This is a genomic window from Klebsiella michiganensis (genome assembly GCF_015139575.1).
Lineage (GTDB): Bacteria > Pseudomonadota > Gammaproteobacteria > Enterobacterales > Enterobacteriaceae > Klebsiella > Klebsiella michiganensis.
Genome location: NZ_AP022547.1, coordinates 1 through 15,637, shown reverse-complemented (window position 1 = coordinate 15,637; position 15,637 = coordinate 1). Strand labels below are relative to the sequence as shown.

Here is a 15,637-nt window from a genome sequence, read left to right as displayed (position 1 = left end):
TTAGCGCGCCGTTGCGGTTACCCACAGCTGGCGGTAACCATCCACCTCCTCCATCCAGGCAAGCTGTGTGCCGTCTGGCGAAAAGACGACCGCGTCGGCCGAAGGCGGATTGGCATGCTCTTCGGTCAAAAAGTCGATTTCCCCATTCTGCGCGTCACAGATCGCGATGCGGTTTTCCAGCACAAAGCCCAGCCATTTTCCTGACGGATGCCAGTTAAACGCCGACTGGATATCGGATCGGCTGTGGGTCAGCTGCCGCAGCTTGTCTCCCTGCGCCGAGATAAGCCACATTTGCACCACGCCGGCCTCGTCGCGCATCAGAAAAGCGATGTCCGTTGCCGACGAATTAGCGCGCACCCAATGACGCGGCGTATTCACCAGTCCCGGGTAACGGCGTTGGTGGGTAAACGTTAAGCGACGCTGAACAACGCCGGCAGGGGGAGCCGGCATCGTGGTTTCCGTTCCTGCCAATGGCGCATCGCCAGACTGCTTCCAGCCCTGCTCGCTCTCCGGCAGCTCGACAATAAATAGCTCCGGCACTTTGTCGCCATTTTCCGCCAGCGTATCGCCAATAAACGCCAGCGCCCGGTTGCCCACCCAGCCCTCTTCATAGGCGCGATTAATCTCGTCGCTGCCCGGAGCGGGGGTCGGCGTTGTGCGGCTGACCAGCACGCACCAGTGGCTGCCGCCGTATTCTCGTGGATGATCCCCACGCGGTACTACCGGGCCATAGGGAACCGCCACGCCAACGTTGCGCAAATCCAGCGCCGGATCGCGTTCATGCAGCACGTGGTCGTTATAGGTAAAGCTGACAAATTCGCCGCTCGGGCTGAAGACATGCACATGGCTGCCGCCGCGCAGCGCGCCGGGAGTATAGGGGGCGGAAATATCCATCGCATCGAGGTTGTGCGTTTCGCCCTGCCAGGAGACCACGCCGCGACGATGGTGGAAATCGTAATGCCAGCGCTCGTCAGGGTTTTCCGGGCCGTGGATAAAGACATATTTATCTATCGATGGATGAACGGTCACCACGCCAACGTACGCGCCCTGTCCGGCACGGTAGAGGATCTCAACCTCTCCCGTCTCGACATTCACCCGCTCGATGGTTTCGCCGGTAAAAGAGGCGCCAGAGGGACGAACGTCAAAGACCAGCCACCGGCTGTCCGCCGTCCAGGCGCGCGTGTTGGTAAGCTGATGATGACGGGGAGCAAAGGTGACTTGTTTCATAAACATACCCTGATGCGAGACTTTCGCATCAGGGTATCGTATCGGAAAGAATTAGCCTACTCGTTTGACATCCCCCACCAGCAGGATGTAAGAGAGCGCGCCCACCAGCGCAATAACGGAAATATAAACCAGCGCAGGAGCAAAACCATAGTCCTGGGCCAGATAACCCACCACCAGCGGAACGGTGATACCGCCCAGCCCGCCGACGAAATTAAACATTCCACCGGTCAACCCGATAAGCCGCATCGGCGCAAGCGAAGAGACCAGCGACCAGGTAATGGAAGCGAAGCCGTTACCGAAGAAGGCCAGCGCCATCAGGACCATAATCCACACCGGATCGTTGGTATAGTTTGCGCCCATGATGCAGGTCGAGATCAGCAGGCCGCAGATAATCGGGGTTTTACGCGCGGCGCCTAATGAGAAACCTTTTCTCACCAGCCTGTCCGCCAGCCAGCCGGAGAGCAGCACGCCAACAAAGGCGGCAAGGAACGGAACCGTGGTCATAAAGCCCGCTTTCAGCGCCGTAATCCCCTTTTCCTGGGTCAGATAGTTAGGGAACCAGGTCAGGAAGAACCACAGAGTCGAGGTCACGGCAAACTGCCCAAGATAAACGCCAATCAGTTTGCGATGGAATACCAGCTTCCAGTCGGCTTTGGTCAGCGGCTGCCGCGCCTCTTTTTTAACGGGCGCATCGCCGTCCACCAGACCACCGCCGTCGCGAATATAATCCAGCTCGGCTTTGCTGATGCTTTTCGTCAGACGCGGCGGCTGATAAACCTTAATCCAAATCAGTGACCATACGATCCCGATAGCGCCGGTAACGATAAATACCCAGTGCCAGCTCAGCATTTCCTGAATCCAGATTAATAGCGGGGTCAGGAATGCCAGCCCGACAAACTGGCCTGAGGTGTAAAAACCGACGGCTGATGCGCGCTCGTGCTCCGGAAACCAGCTGGTCACCATGCGATTATTGGTGGGAAACGCCGGCGCTTCAAATATCCCGGTAATCGCGCGCAGGCCAATCAACGACATCAGCCCCGTGGCAAATCCCTGCAGTAGCGTCGCCACCGACCAGCCAAAAATAGCGATAAAGTAGGTCAGCCTCGAGCCCACGCGGTCAAGGAACCAACCGCCGGGAATCTGGCAAAGCGTATACAGCCACGCAAAGGCGGAAAATACATATCCCATTTCCGCTTTGGTAATACCAAACTCTTCCTGAATATGCGCCGATGCCACCGCAAGGTTGGCGCGATCAACATAACAAATCACCACGGTAATAAAGATCATAATCAGCGTCAAATAACGACGACGCCCGGGTTTTGCAGCTGTAACTGAAATATCCATCGCAATCTGTCTCCAGATTTTGGGCATAGCGAGGCCGCTCACCATGCCCGGTAATTTACAGAGGGTTTATTTAAATTTTTTATTAATAACTTAACCGTAATGCGCTAAATAATTTGTGCTGGGGAAAGGCGGCAAATTTTCGCATTCCCAGGAGCATACATTAGTATGTGACTGGGATAAGAAAATGCAGCCAACGCATCAGCAGCGCAAAGTATGACGCGCATTTACCATTCGGCGACGCTACCATCCTCATGCCGCCACAACGGATTACGCCAGTCCGGCGCATTCTGACTTAATTCAATGACCCGCGCTTCATCGATTTCTACGCCAAGCCCGGGCTTCATTAATGGTTTAAAGAAACCGCCTTCCATATTGAAGTCGTCTTTATTTTTCACAAAGTCGAGTAATTCCGCGCCCTTGTTATAGTGAATGCCCATACTTTGCTCCTGGAAGACGGCGTTATAGGAGACAAAATCGACGTGCAGGCAGGCGGCAAGCGCAACAGGCCCCAGCGGGCAGTGCGGCGCCAGCGCCACGTCGTAGGCTTCGGCCATTCCGGCGATTTTATAGCACTCGGTAATACCCCCCGCGTGCGACAGATCGGGTTGGAGAATGGCCAGCCCACCGGCTTCCAGCACGCGTTTAAACTCGAAGCGCGAGAACATGCGTTCGCCCGCCGCGATAGGAATCGAGGTTTGCGCCGCCAGCCGCGGATAATATTCCGCCTGCTCGGCAAGAACCGGCTCTTCAATAAACAGCGGGCGATATTGCTCCAGCTCTTTAATCAGCACCTTCGCCATTGGCGCGCTAACGCGGCCGTGAAAATCGAGACCGAACTCAATTTCATTGCCGAACGCTTCGCGAATTTGCGCCACGGTATTCACCGCCGCATCCACCGCGCGAGAATTATCGATCAGCCCCAGCTCTTCGCAGCCGTTTAATTTGAAGGTATCAAAACCAATACCGCGCAGCTTCTTGATGCCATCAATCACCTCTGCCGGACGGTCGCCGCCAACCCAGCTGTAGGCTTTGATTTTGTCACGCACCAGGCCGCCCATTAGCTGCCAGACCGGCGCGTTCAGCACTTTGCCTTTAATATCCCACAGCGCCTGGTCGATACCGGCGATGGCGCTCATTAAAATCGGGCCGCCGCGGTAAAAGCCCGCGCGGTACATCACCTGCCACAGGTCGTTAATCCGCGCCGGATCCTGGCCTATGAGATATTCGCCGAGCTCATGCACCGCCGCCTCTACGGTGCGCGCGCGCCCTTCAATCACGGGCTCGCCCCAGCCAACCACGCCTTCGTCGGTTTCAATTTTTAGAAACATCCAGCGCGGGGGTAAACGATACGTGGTGAGTTTGGTTATTTTCATTGCACTGCCTCTCGATACGCTTTAACAAATGCTGCCGCCTGCCGTTGGGTACGCTCTACGGATTGGCCAGCGCGATAGAGATCGCTGCCCAGCCCGGCACCGGTACAGCCTGCTTTTATCCACTGCGCCAGATTTTCCGGCGTCACGCCGCCCACCGCAAAAACGGGCACCTCCGGCGGCAAAACGGCCTTTAGCGCTTTGATGTAGTCAGGGCCAAAAGCCGAAGATGGGAAGACTTTCAACGCCTGAGCCCCGGCGTCCAGCGCGGCGAACGCTTCCGTCGCCGTCGCGCATCCGGGACAAACCGTCATGCCGTAGCTCACCGCACGGCGAATGACCTCGGGCTGAATATTGGGCGTGACGATAAGCCTGCAGCCCATTCGGGCAAGCTGGTCCACCCGCTCTGCATTAAGCACGGTGCCCGCGCCAATCAGCGCCTTATCACCATAAGCCTCAACAACGGCGGGAATACTCTTTTCCCACTGCGGTGAGTTGAGCGGAATTTCAACGGCGTCGAAGCCGGCGTCAATCGCCGCCCCCACGTGCGCCAGCGCCTCTTCCGGCGTAATCCCGCGCAGAATAGCGATAAGCGGTAAGTTAGTTTGCCACTGCATGGATGATGCTCCTTATTCCTGTCTGAAATGCGTTGTCGCCCGACACCACGGTGGTCTGACGGCCAATGGCGCTCAGTGCCTGCTGATAGCGGTTCGCCAGCGTCTCGCCGGCGACAATGGTGACCTGCTGGTCGCGAAAGCGTTGGCTCAGGGTGGCGACTTCCGCGCCAATCAGCAGTCCCGACAGAAACTCGCCGACATGCGCGCGCGGCAGCGAACCCAGCACGTGTGAAGCGCGAACCTCAAAAAGCTGCGGCAGGATGTCTGGCGAATGCAGGCCGCGCTCAAGCCCGGCGTTAAACGCGTCAGGAGCGGAGACCTGCTCCGGTAACCCGGCGCCAACCAGCGAGTGGCGCAGCAGCAGATGATGCAGTTCGCCGGTCATCACCGTGCGAAAGTCGTTAATTTGTTGGCGGTCTGCCTGCACCCATTTGCAGTGGGTGCCGGGCATCACGTAGACGGAAGAAGGGGCTATCGCCCGCGCGCCGAGGAGCTGAGTCTCTTCGCCGCGCATCACATTATGGTTATCGTCGCGAGAGACGCTGAATCCGGGAATAATCCAGACGTTGTCGCTAACGGCAGTTAATTGTTCACCAATGGCGGAGAAATGAACGGGAACCGGCAAGTAGGGTACCGCCTGCCAGCCGACGTTACTGCCGACCATTCCGGCCATCACCGCCGGGGTCGCGCCGTCGCGCCAGCCCCGGGTTATTTCGCTAAACACCGCGGCGGGGGAGTGTCCGTTCAGGCGCGTGACGCCTGCTTCCGATTGCCTGCTCTCCAGGCACCGTTCGCCCTGATAGAGCCAGGCGCGCAGGTTGGTCGATCCCCAGTCAATTGCGATGTAGCGAGATGTCATGTGATTTCCTTTAACCTTCGTGTCGAGCTGGCGATCATGGTGAGCGCCGCCTGCTCAGCCGCTTCGCTGTCCTGATGCCGGATGGCGTCAAACAGCGCCTTATGTTCCTGGAGCGTTTTCGGCATGTTGGCCTCATCGCCCATCCACGTTCTTTCAAATACCGCCCGCTGTAGCGAGCTGATCGCCACGTTGAGCTGCTGCAGAACCGGGTTATGCACCGACTGCAGCACCGCCTCGTGATAGCGAATATCCGCTTCGTTAAACGCTTCCCTGTCCTGGTTATTGGCGATCATGTCGTTGAGCGCGTCTTCTATTTGCGCCAGGTCGCTCGACGTCGCGCGCTCTGCCGCCCAGCGGGCGATCGCGGGTTCAACCAGGTTACGTACCTCGCTCATCGCGCTAATCAGCCGCGGGTCGTAATCACTCTCCAGCACCCACTGTAAAACGTCGGTGTCGAGATAATTCCACTGGTTGCGCGGGGTAACGAACGCGCCGCGATAGCGCTTCATTTCAATCAGCCGCTTAGCCATCAACGAGCGGAACACTTCGCGAATGATATTGCGCGAGGTGGCAAACTCCTCACACAGGTCGGCTTCAGCGGGCAGCGCAGAGCCGGGAACGTATTTGCCGCTGACAATCTGCTTGCCCAGCGTGATGACGATGCGATCGGTTTTATTGAGAGTCATGGAAAGTCCTTGTGCTCTGGATGTCTCTCTACTTTACCGCGACAGGCGGTTTTAACCGCAACTTTGTAGTACTAACGTGATGTCACTCGTCATCGCCATGGACACAATGTAGTACAATACAAACATGTTGTACTACAATTTAGATCACAAAAACGACAATTCGGTTTGGAGATTTTGCGGCGGGTTAAACTCAGGGCATAAAAAAACCCGCGATAAACGCGGGTTTTTCAGAAAGAGATTTTTAGTTTAAGACATATTTTTCAATAGCATATGCCACACCGTCTTCCAGATTGGATTTGGTGATAAAGTTTGCCGCTTCTTTGACGGCCGGAATCGCGTTATCCATCGCCACGCCGACGCCAGCGTATTCAATCATCGCGATGTCGTTTTCCTGATCGCCAATCGCCATCACCTCTTCCGGCTGGATGCCCAGCGCATCGGCCAGCGATTTCACGCCGGTACCTTTGGTGACGCGTTTATCAAGAATTTCAAGGAAGTACGGCGCGCTTTTCAGCACGGTGTACTTCTCTTTCACCTCAGCCGGAATGCGGGCGATAGCCTTGTCCAGAATCGCCGGCTCATCGATCATCATCACTTTCAGCAGCTGGATATTCGGATCCATCTTTTCGGCTTCGCAGAAGACCAGCGGGATCGTCGCCACGTAGGATTCATGTACCGTGTAATAGCTCACATCGCGGTTCGCGGTATACAGGGTGTTACGATCGAGCGCGTGGAAATGGGAGCCGACATCGCGGGCCAGCTGTTCCAGATAGCGGTAGTCGTCGTAGCCCAGCGCGGTTTGCGCAACGGTACTGCCGTCGCTCGCCTTCTGCACTAAAGCACCGTTATAGGTGATGCAGTAATCTCCAGGCTGCTCCATATGCAGTTCTTTCAGATAGCTGTGCACGCCAGCGTAAGGACGGCCGGTGGTCAGCACCACGTTGACGCCGCGTTCACGGGCTGCGGCAATCGCGGTTTTCACCGCAGGAGAGATAGTATGGTCAGGCAGCAGCAGCGTGCCGTCCATATCGATTGCAATCAGTTTAATAGCCATGAAATCCCCGGGTAAGATGAGTCCTTACTCATGCTAACGCGATTAAGCCCACAAAAATAGAGCTACATTGCGCAGCAGAACCCCCCCTTTTAGGCAAGATCCGGGGAACGGGGTCTTACTCGCGGGTGAGCACGATTTTGCCAAACGCACCGCGATCGAGGTGTTCAAGCGCCTGTGCAAGCTGGTTAAAGCGGTAACGGTGCTCAATCACCGGTTTCAGCCCGGTCACGTCAACGGCTCGGACAAAATCTTCCAGTGCGCGACGGTGCCCCACGCCAATACCTTGAATCACCGGGGATTTCAGCAACAGTTCGCCCGCGGGCAGCGAGATTTCACTGCCGGCCAGCACGCCGATGACCGAAATACGCCCATGAACCGCCACGGCGCGCAGGGAATGCCTCAGGTTCTCCCCGCCAACGGTTTCAATGATGTGGTCGATGCCGCGATCGTTCGTCAGTTCGTATATCCCTTCAGCCCAGTCGCCTTTAAGCCGGTTGATGCCATAATCGGCGCCGAGTTGTTTGGCCCGCGCCAGTTTTTCATCGCTCCCGGACGTGACAAAAACCTCTGCCCCCTGCGCTTTGGCAATTTGCAAAGCGAATATCGCCACACCGCCCGTGCCCTGCACCAGTACCGATTGCCCGGCGCGTAAATGACCGCGCTCCACCAGCGCGAACCATGCGGTAAGCCCGGCGCACGGTAACGTGCTGGCCTCTGCGTCATCCAGGGTTTCCGGGGCGGCCACCAGCCCGTTTTCATTCACAATCACGTACTCAGACAGCATGCCCTGGAAGTAACCGCCGGTCGTTTTATAGGGCAAAGTGCGGGCGTCCGCTGTTGGCCTACCGTCGATCCACTCCGGGAAAAAGGTCGAGATGACGCGAGCGCCGGGTGTGAAACGCGTGACGCCCTCGCCCGTGCTTTCCACCACTCCCGCCATATCGGACGCCGGCGTAAACGGGAAGGAAAGCGCAATCGGCATGGTGCCTTCAATGACCATTTTATCGCGATAGTTGAGCGCAACGGCGTTCACCCGTACGCAGACTTCACCCGGCCCTGGCTGCGGAACAGGCGCCTGGATGAGTTTGAGGTTGTCGCGCCCGAGGGCGTCCATGGACCAGCGTTGCATTGTCTCAGTCATTTTTTCTCTCCTGCCATTAAATAAGCTTCAGGAGCGACAGTCTACCGTTGACTCAGGGTCGCCAGTGGCGATAAGTTTTCCCATTATTGATGAAAGAAAAGATACAATCCATGACCGATACGCTGAAGGATATTCCGGTTTTTGTGGCCGCCGTTGAGGCTGGGAGTTTTGCTCAGGCCGCAATCCGTTTGCATTTGTCGCGTTCGGCGGTAGGAAAGAGCATCGCTCGCCTTGAGGAGCGACTGGGGGTACGTCTGTTTCAACGAACGACCCGCAGCCAGAGCCTGACCGACAACGGCGCCCTTTTTTATGAACACTGCCTGCGCGCGCTGGAGGAAATTCGGGGCGCAGAATCGCTGCTGGAAACGGGGAAACAGCAGGTCAGTGGCCGCCTGCGCGTGGCCATGCCGGTGCTGTTTGGCCGCCAGTGCGTCGCCCCGCTGCTGATCGCGCTGGCGCAGGAACATCCAGGCCTTGAGCTGGAGATGTCATTCAGCGATCGCGTGGTGGATCTCGTCGAGGAAGGGTTTGATATGGCGGTGCGTAACGGCACGCTTCAGGACAGCAGCGTTCTGGTCGCCAGAAGGCTGGGAGAACACCGCATGGTGCTGTGCGCCGCGCCGGATTATCTGCTGAAGAAGGGCACGCCGCAAAGCGTTGATGATTTACTCCATCATGCGGCCATTAACTATCTGCAGGCAGGCAGAGTGCTCTCCTGGCAGCTTATGGATAGCGAAGGTGCCTCGCACACCTTCACTCCCCGTTCATCGCTCAATATGGATGATTTGCAGGCGATCTGCGATGCTGCGCTGGCCGGACACGGCATTGCATGGCTGCCCTGCTGGATGGTCAGCAAAGAAATTCATCAGGGAAAACTCGTTCCGCTGTTAAAGCAGGCGCCGGATGTGCGCTTCGACGTTCACGCGGTCTGGCAACAGACGCCGCATCTACCGCTGAGGGTGAGAATTGCCGTCGATACGCTCGCCAGCCGTTTACCGTCCATAATGTCGCTGGACAGGCCTGCGCCCACAAAAAAGCCGCGCTAAACGCGCGGCCTGAGTATGGCGGTGTACGACGATTAAATATCGATGTTTGCCGCTTTGAGGGCGTTCTCTTCGATAAAGGCGCGACGCGGTTCAACGGCGTCCCCCATCAGGGTCGTGAACAGCTGGTCAGCGGCAATCGCGTCCTTGACGGTGACGCGCAGCATGCGGCGGCTGTCCGGATCCATGGTAGTTTCCCACAGCTGATCCGGGTTCATCTCACCAAGACCTTTATAACGCTGGATAGAGAGGCCGCGACGGGACTCTTTCACCAGCCAGTCCAGCGCCTGCTCGAAGCTGGCCACCGGCTGACGACGTTCGCCGCGCTCAATAAAGGCATCGTCTTCAATTAGACCGCGCAGCGTTTCGCCCAGCGCGCAGATACGGTGGTATTCCGGCCCGGTGACAAACTCGTGATCCAGCGGGTAGTCGGTATCCACGCCGTGGGTACGCACGCGAACGATCGGCTCAAACTGCTGCAGCTCGGCGTTCTCGCGGACATCAAATTTCCACTGGCTGCCGTGCTGCTCTTTCTCGTTCAGCTCGCTCACCAGGGCGTTGATCCAGCGCGTTACGGTCTGCTCGTTCGCCAGGTCGGCCTCCGCCAGCGTCGGCTGATAGATAAGCTCTTTCAGCAGGGCTTTAGGATAACGACGTTCCATACGCGTAATCATTTTCTGCGTGGCGTTATACTCGGCAACCAGTCTCTCCAGCGGCTCGCCGGCTAAGGCCGGCGCGTTGGCGTTGGTGTGCAAAGTGGCGCCATCCAGCGCGATGGAGATTTGGTACTGATCCATCGCTTCGTCGTCTTTAATGTACTGTTCCTGCTTGCCTTTCTTCACTTTGTACAGCGGCGGCTGGGCAATGTAGACGTGTCCGCGCTCAACGATTTCCGGCATCTGGCGATAGAAGAAGGTCAGCAGCAGCGTACGAATGTGCGAGCCGTCGACGTCCGCATCGGTCATGATGATGATGCTGTGGTAGCGCAGTTTGTCCGGGTTGTACTCATCGCGGCCAATGCCGCAGCCCAGCGCGGTAATCAGCGTCGCCACTTCCTGAGACGCGAGCATTTTGTCAAAGCGCGCTTTCTCAACGTTAAGGATTTTACCTTTCAGCGGCAGAATCGCCTGGTTCTTACGGTTACGCCCCTGTTTCGCAGAGCCGCCCGCAGAGTCCCCTTCCACTAAGTACAGTTCAGAGTGCGCGGGGTCGCGTTCCTGACAGTCCGCCAGCTTGCCCGGCAGGCCAGCCAGATCCAGCGCGCCTTTACGGCGAGTCATTTCACGCGCGCGACGTGCGGCTTCGCGCGCGCGCGCCGCGTCGATGATTTTACCGACCACGATTTTGGCGTCAGACGGGTTTTCCAGCAGGTATTCGTTTAGCAGTTCGTTCATCTGCTGTTCGACCGCCGATTTCACCTCGGAAGAGACCAGCTTGTCTTTGGTCTGTGAGGAGAATTTCGGATCCGGCACCTTCACGGAGACCACGGCAATCAGGCCTTCACGGGCATCGTCGCCGGTGGCGCTGACTTTCGCTTTTTTGCTATAGCCTTCTTTATCCATGTAGGCGTTCAGGGTACGGGTCATTGCCGCACGGAAGCCTGCAAGGTGGGTACCGCCGTCGCGCTGCGGAATGTTGTTGGTAAAGCAGTAGATGTTTTCCTGGAAACCATCGTTCCACTGCAGCGCAACTTCAACGCCGATGCCGTCTTTTTCGGTGGAGAAATAGAAGATATTCGGGTGGATCGGCGTTTTGTTTTTGTTCAGATATTCGACGAACGCTTTGATACCGCCTTCGTAGTGGAAATGATCTTCTTTACCGTCGCGCTTGTCGCGCAGGCGAATCGACACCCCGGAGTTCAGGAACGACAGCTCGCGCAGGCGTTTTGCCAGAATCTCGTATTCGAATTCGACCACGTTGGTAAAAGTTTCGTAGCTCGGCCAGAAACGAACCATGGTGCCGGTTTTTTCGGTTTCGCCGGTAACCGCCAGCGGCGCCTGCGGCACGCCGTGGGCATAAATCTGACGGTGAATTTTGTTATCGCGCTGAATGACCAGCTCCAGCTTCTGCGACAGGGCGTTAACAACGGAAACGCCTACGCCATGCAGACCACCGGAAACTTTATACGAGTTATCATCGAATTTACCGCCCGCGTGCAGAACGGTCATGATCACTTCCGCCGCCGACACGCCCTCTTCCGGGTGAATACCGGTCGGAATACCGCGGCCGTCATCCTGTACGGAGACGGAGTTGTCGCTGTGGATAGTAACAACGATGTCTTTACAGTAACCTGCGAGCGCTTCGTCGATAGCGTTATCCACAACCTCGAATACCATGTGGTGCAGACCGGTGCCGTCATCCGTGTCGCCGATATACATACCCGGGCGCTTACGCACCGCATCCAGCCCTTTCAGGACTTTGATACTGGAGGAGTCATAAGAATTCGACATCAACGTTTCTCGCTCATTTTATCTTAGGTTAATCCGCTATTTTACCCTTTTCCACGGTAAACATCTTCGAATTTTCGTCCGACATGTCCATAACGTGTTCAGCGCTAATGGCGCTGACGAAAACCTGCGACTGCGTGGCTTTTAAGCGGCTGGCCAGCAGCCCGCGCCGCGCGTCGTCAAGTTCCGAGGCAAAATCATCTATCAGGTACAGGCAGCGCCGCCCGCTTTCACGGGTCAGAAACTCGCCTTGCGCCAGTCGTAGGGCGCACATCAGCAGCTTAAGCTGCCCGCGTGACAATGTATCCTCTACCGGCGCGCCGTCGGCACGAATGCGGAAATCCGCTTTGTGCGGGCCGTGGGCGGTATAGGTTAGCATGCGGTCGCGTTCGAAATTTCGCTCCAGCACCTCGGCATAATCCGTTTCTTTCTCCCAGCCGCGCTGGAAAGAGAAGGTGAGAGCAAACTCCGGTAAAAACTGCCGACAGGTATCCGCCATGTCTTCGACGATAGCGGCACTGTATTCGGCCCGCCAGCGGCTGATTTGCTCCGCCAGCGGTATCAGCTCCAGATCCCAGGGCCGCAGCTGCGCATAGCGGCTGACCTGACGCAGCGCGGCGTTGCGCTGCTTCACCAGGCGCTTCAGGTTGCTCCAGGCGGTAAAGAATCCGGCTTCGTTGTGGAAGCATCCCCAGTCAAGGAACGCTCTTCTGTATTTGGGGCCGCCGTTGAGTAAAGTAAACCCCTCGGGCGTAATCAGCTGCATCGGCATCAGGTGCGCCAGCTCCGCCACTTTATGCCCGTCGGTACCATCGATACGCACCTTGCTGTCGCCCTGCTTATCTTTTGTCAGGCCGATGGCGACTTCTCGCTCTTCGCCCTGCAGGCGACCGTGCAGAACAAATGACTCCTGCTCGTGACGAATCACGCGGCCAATCTGCAAACTACGAAACGCCCGACCGTGGCCAAGCGTGTAGATAGCTTCAAGCACGCTGGTTTTGCCGCTGCCGTTGGCGCCAACCAGGAAGTTAAAGCCGGGGGATAGGGCGAGATCCGCATTTTCAATATTGCGGAAGTCTTTGATTAGAAGTCGGGATAGCGACATATCAGCTCATAACCAGGGCGTTATCGGCGCAGTTAGTCTGGTTACGGCCAGCGCGCAGCAACCGGAGCGTACTAAAGTACGTGAGGATTGCGAGCACTGCCCGGAGCCAGAATAACAAGTAAGATAGCCCGATATTTTCTACAGCCTCATAGGCATGACGACATAGGCTGCGGATTGAGAAGCCGCATCCTCAATCTGCACGCTCGACACGGAATCGGTCAGCAGGATACGCACATTCTCGCACTTCAGCGCGTTAAGCACATCCAGTACATAGCTGACGTTAAAGCCGATTTCCATCTCAGTCCCGGCATAGGTGACGTCCAGAATCTCTTCCGCTTCTTCCTGTTCCGGGTTATTGGCGGTGATTTTCAGCTGATTTTCACTGACGTAAAGGCGCACGCCGCGGAATTTTTCGTTAGAAAGAATCGCCGCGCGGGCAAAGGCCTGCTTGAGAATATCGCAGCCGGCATCCAGGTGCTTATCCGGGTTTTTCGGTAGTACGCGGCGATAGTCAGGGAAACGACCATCCACCAGCTTTGAAGTGAAGATAAAGTCGCCAACGTGAGCGCGGATATTGTTGCTGCCGATCTGCACGCGCAGCGGAGTATCGCCACCGTCGAGCATACGCATCAGCTCAATCACGCCTTTACGCGGTACGATCACCGAATGATTGGGCAGGGACTCTTCCAGCGGCATCGAGCAAACCGCCAGGCGGTGGCCGTCGGTCGCCACGGTGCGCAGTTCGCTGCCTTCGGTTTCAAACAGCATGCCGTTCAAGTAATAGCGAACGTCCTGGTGAGCCATCGAAAACTGCGTCGCCTCGATCAGGCGCTTCATGGTCGCCTGCGGCAGGGTAAATTCAACTTCGCTCTGCCAGTCATCAAGGTTGGGGAAATCCGCTGCAGGCAGCGTAGAGAGCGAGAAGCGGCTGCGACCGGAACGCACCAGCATACGCTCGCCTTCCAGCTGTACCGCAATCTCCGCGCCTTCAGGCAGGCCGCGGCAGATATCAAAAAATTTACGCGCCGGAACGGTTGTTGCTCCCGCTTCGTGCGGCTGAATCAGCGCAACGCGCGCGACCATTTCCATTTCCAGATCGGTACCGGTCAGCGACAGCGCGCCATCGGTAACCTGAAGGAGCAGGTTGCCAAGAATCGGTAGCGTCGGACGACCACCTAAAGGACCGCTCACCTGTTGCAGCGGTTTTAATAAATGTTCACGTTCTACGGTAAATTTCATAGCGTCACGAGGATAATGTTCTGATTAAATTGGAAAAATCTTCTTTGATATCGTGGCTTTCTTCACGCAGTTGCTCAATCTTACGGCAAGCGTGCAGGACGGTGGTATGGTCGCGGCCGCCAAACGCATCGCCGATTTCCGGCAGACTGTGGTTGGTCAGCTCTTTTGCCAGCGCCATCGCCATCTGGCGGGGGCGCGCCACCGAACGGGAGCGGCGTTTAGACAGCAGGTCCGCTACCTTAATTTTGTAATACTCCGCCACCGTCTTTTGAATATTGTCGATGGTGACCAGTTTTTCCTGTAAAGCCAACAGATCGCGCAGCGCTTCGCGTACGAAATCGATGGTGATCGCCCGGCCGGTAAAGTTGGCGTTGGCGATAACGCGGTTCAGCGCCCCTTCCAGCTCACGTACGTTAGAGCGCAGGCGCTTGGCAATGAAGAACGCCACTTCGCCCGGCAGGCGGATGTCGTTTTCATCGGCTTTTTTCATCAGGATCGCCACGCGGGTTTCCAGCTCAGGCGGCTCGATCGCAACCGTCAGCCCCCAGCCGAAGCGTGATTTCAGACGATCTTCAACCCCGTTGATCTCCTTCGGATAGCGATCCGACGTCAGGATGATCTGCTGATTGCCTTCCAGCAGGGCGTTAAAGGTGTGGAAAAACTCTTCCTGCGAGCGCTCTTTATTAGCAAAAAACTGAATGTCATCGATCAGCAGTGCGTCAACGGAGCGGTAATAGCGCTTAAATTCTTCAATGGCGTTGTTTTGCAGGGCTTTTACCATATCCTGTACAAAACGCTCGGAGTGCATGTAAACCACTTTTGCATTGGGTTTACGCGCCACAATTCCGTTACCCACCGCATGTAAAAGGTGCGTTTTACCCAGGCCGGTGCCGCCATAAAGAAACAGCGGGTTGTACGCGCCGCCGGGGTTATCCGCAACCTGACGCGCCGCCGCGCGAGCCAGCTGGTTGGATTTACCTTCGACGAAGTTATCAAACGTATGTTTGACGTTGACGTTAGAGCGGTAGGTCGGTTCTGCCGGCGCCGGAACGTTATCCCAGCCCGGACGCACGATAGTGGGCGCAACGCGCGCCGTCTGGATCTGCTGCGCAGGTGCTGCGGCCGCAACGCTTACCGTACCTCTCTGCATCTGAACGGCAGGCTTAGCGCCCACCTCAAACCGCAGCTGTGGGGCATCCGCACCGCAAAAATCATTGAGGAGTCCATTGATATTATTGAGGTATTTATCCCTTACCCAATCGAGCACAAAACGGTTTGGCGCATACAGTGCCAGCGTGTTATCGCTCAATTCCGCCTGCAAAGGGCGTATCCACATGCTGAATTCTGTGGCTGGTAACTCATCCTGCAATCGGGCAAGACACTGCTGCCAAAGCGAAAGTGACACGGCGGACTCCACTCGAACAAAAATCGATATATAAAGAGAAACTGAAACAATCGTGATTGTTGGCACACGTCGACAAGACCCTGCATAGCCGAAAAGCCCC

Annotated in this window: 13 protein-coding genes; 1 reads left to right on the top strand and 12 read right to left on the bottom strand. The window is 56.7% G+C overall.

Translation table 11 applies throughout. The features are described from left to right. The 8 genes from JLG71_RS00065 to JLG71_RS00030 form a co-directional block, all read right to left on the bottom strand. The gene (locus JLG71_RS00065; protein ID WP_064377600.1) at positions 1 to 1,227 is read right to left on the bottom strand and encodes a DUF3748 domain-containing protein; all 1,227 of its coding nucleotides are present in this window, start codon (positions 1,225 to 1,227) and stop codon (positions 1 to 3) included. A gap of 51 nt (positions 1,228 to 1,278) precedes the next feature. Then, positions 1,279 to 2,616, bottom strand: coding sequence for an MFS transporter (locus tag JLG71_RS00060; RefSeq protein WP_071846050.1), 1,338 nt, complete (start codon positions 2,614 to 2,616; stop codon positions 1,279 to 1,281). 179 nt (positions 2,617 to 2,795) lie between these two features. After that, positions 2,796 to 3,944, bottom strand: coding sequence for a galactonate dehydratase (gene dgoD, locus JLG71_RS00055; protein WP_025107562.1), 1,149 nt, complete (start codon positions 3,942 to 3,944; stop codon positions 2,796 to 2,798). After that, positions 3,941 to 4,558, bottom strand: a complete 618-nt coding sequence (locus tag JLG71_RS00050; protein WP_014227330.1) for a 2-dehydro-3-deoxy-6-phosphogalactonate aldolase — start codon at positions 4,556 to 4,558, stop codon at positions 3,941 to 3,943. The genes dgoD and JLG71_RS00050 overlap by 4 nt, the downstream gene beginning before the upstream one ends. After that, positions 4,542 to 5,417: a 2-dehydro-3-deoxygalactonokinase gene (locus tag JLG71_RS00045; protein ID WP_064357585.1), complete on the bottom strand. Its 876-nt coding sequence runs from the start codon at positions 5,415 to 5,417 to the stop codon at positions 4,542 to 4,544. The genes JLG71_RS00050 and JLG71_RS00045 overlap by 17 nt, the downstream gene beginning before the upstream one ends. Continuing rightward, positions 5,414 to 6,103, bottom strand: coding sequence for a D-galactonate utilization transcriptional regulator DgoR (dgoR, locus tag JLG71_RS00040; RefSeq protein ID WP_032751803.1), 690 nt, complete (start codon positions 6,101 to 6,103; stop codon positions 5,414 to 5,416). Before dgoR ends, JLG71_RS00045 begins: the two co-directional genes overlap by 4 nt. A gap of 241 nt (positions 6,104 to 6,344) precedes the next feature. Then, positions 6,345 to 7,157, bottom strand: coding sequence for a sugar-phosphatase (gene yidA / locus JLG71_RS00035; protein ID WP_004855697.1), 813 nt, complete (start codon positions 7,155 to 7,157; stop codon positions 6,345 to 6,347). 115 nt (positions 7,158 to 7,272) lie between these two features. Beyond that, on the bottom strand, positions 7,273 to 8,298 hold the full coding sequence (locus JLG71_RS00030) for a zinc-dependent alcohol dehydrogenase family protein (RefSeq protein ID WP_154905710.1): 1,026 nt from the start codon (positions 8,296 to 8,298) through the stop codon (positions 7,273 to 7,275). Between the two features lie 110 nt (positions 8,299 to 8,408). On the opposite strand from JLG71_RS00030, the gene JLG71_RS00025 reads away from it, so the two are divergent. After that, positions 8,409 to 9,344 (top strand): LysR family transcriptional regulator, encoded by a 936-nt coding sequence (locus JLG71_RS00025; RefSeq protein ID WP_025107559.1) that lies wholly within the window; start codon positions 8,409 to 8,411, stop codon positions 9,342 to 9,344. 32 nt (positions 9,345 to 9,376) lie between these two features. On the opposite strand, the gene gyrB is transcribed toward JLG71_RS00025, so the two are convergent. From gyrB to dnaA, 4 genes are all read right to left on the bottom strand, one after another. Continuing rightward, positions 9,377 to 11,791 carry a DNA topoisomerase (ATP-hydrolyzing) subunit B gene (gene gyrB / locus JLG71_RS00020; protein ID WP_004126944.1) on the bottom strand — a complete coding sequence of 805 codons (2,415 nt, stop codon included), beginning with the start codon at positions 11,789 to 11,791 and terminating at the stop codon, positions 9,377 to 9,379. Positions 11,792 to 11,819: 28 nt separating this feature from the next. After that, the gene (gene recF, locus JLG71_RS00015; RefSeq protein ID WP_032694288.1) at positions 11,820 to 12,893 is read right to left on the bottom strand and encodes a DNA replication/repair protein RecF; all 1,074 of its coding nucleotides are present in this window, start codon (positions 12,891 to 12,893) and stop codon (positions 11,820 to 11,822) included. A gap of 138 nt (positions 12,894 to 13,031) precedes the next feature. After that, positions 13,032 to 14,132: a DNA polymerase III subunit beta gene (gene dnaN, locus JLG71_RS00010; RefSeq protein WP_004107206.1), complete on the bottom strand. Its 1,101-nt coding sequence runs from the start codon at positions 14,130 to 14,132 to the stop codon at positions 13,032 to 13,034. A 4-nt stretch (positions 14,133 to 14,136) separates the two neighbouring features. Next, on the bottom strand, positions 14,137 to 15,537 hold the full coding sequence (dnaA, locus tag JLG71_RS00005; RefSeq protein WP_004871826.1) for a chromosomal replication initiator protein DnaA: 1,401 nt from the start codon (positions 15,535 to 15,537) through the stop codon (positions 14,137 to 14,139). Positions 15,538 to 15,637: the final 100 nt, after the last annotated feature.

Coding starts and splice junctions, on each gene's coding strand:
- JLG71_RS00065 (WP_064377600.1), bottom strand. CDS start 1,227: ATGAAACAAGTCACCTTTGCTCCCCGTCATCATCAGCTTACCAACACG.
- JLG71_RS00060 (WP_071846050.1), bottom strand. CDS start 2,616: ATGGTGAGCGGCCTCGCTATGCCCAAAATCTGGAGACAGATTGCGATG.
- dgoD (WP_025107562.1), bottom strand. CDS start 3,944: ATGAAAATAACCAAACTCACCACGTATCGTTTACCCCCGCGCTGGATG.
- JLG71_RS00050 (WP_014227330.1), bottom strand. CDS start 4,558: ATGCAGTGGCAAACTAACTTACCGCTTATCGCTATTCTGCGCGGGATT.
- JLG71_RS00045 (WP_064357585.1), bottom strand. CDS start 5,417: ATGACATCTCGCTACATCGCAATTGACTGGGGATCGACCAACCTGCGC.
- dgoR (WP_032751803.1), bottom strand. CDS start 6,103: ATGACTCTCAATAAAACCGATCGCATCGTCATCACGCTGGGCAAGCAG.
- yidA (WP_004855697.1), bottom strand. CDS start 7,157: ATGGCTATTAAACTGATTGCAATCGATATGGACGGCACGCTGCTGCTG.
- JLG71_RS00030 (WP_154905710.1), bottom strand. CDS start 8,298: ATGACTGAGACAATGCAACGCTGGTCCATGGACGCCCTCGGGCGCGAC.
- JLG71_RS00025 (WP_025107559.1), top strand. CDS start 8,409: ATGACCGATACGCTGAAGGATATTCCGGTTTTTGTGGCCGCCGTTGAG.
- gyrB (WP_004126944.1), bottom strand. CDS start 11,791: ATGTCGAATTCTTATGACTCCTCCAGTATCAAAGTCCTGAAAGGGCTG.
- recF (WP_032694288.1), bottom strand. CDS start 12,893: ATGTCGCTATCCCGACTTCTAATCAAAGACTTCCGCAATATTGAAAAT.
- dnaN (WP_004107206.1), bottom strand. CDS start 14,132: ATGAAATTTACCGTAGAACGTGAACATTTATTAAAACCGCTGCAACAG.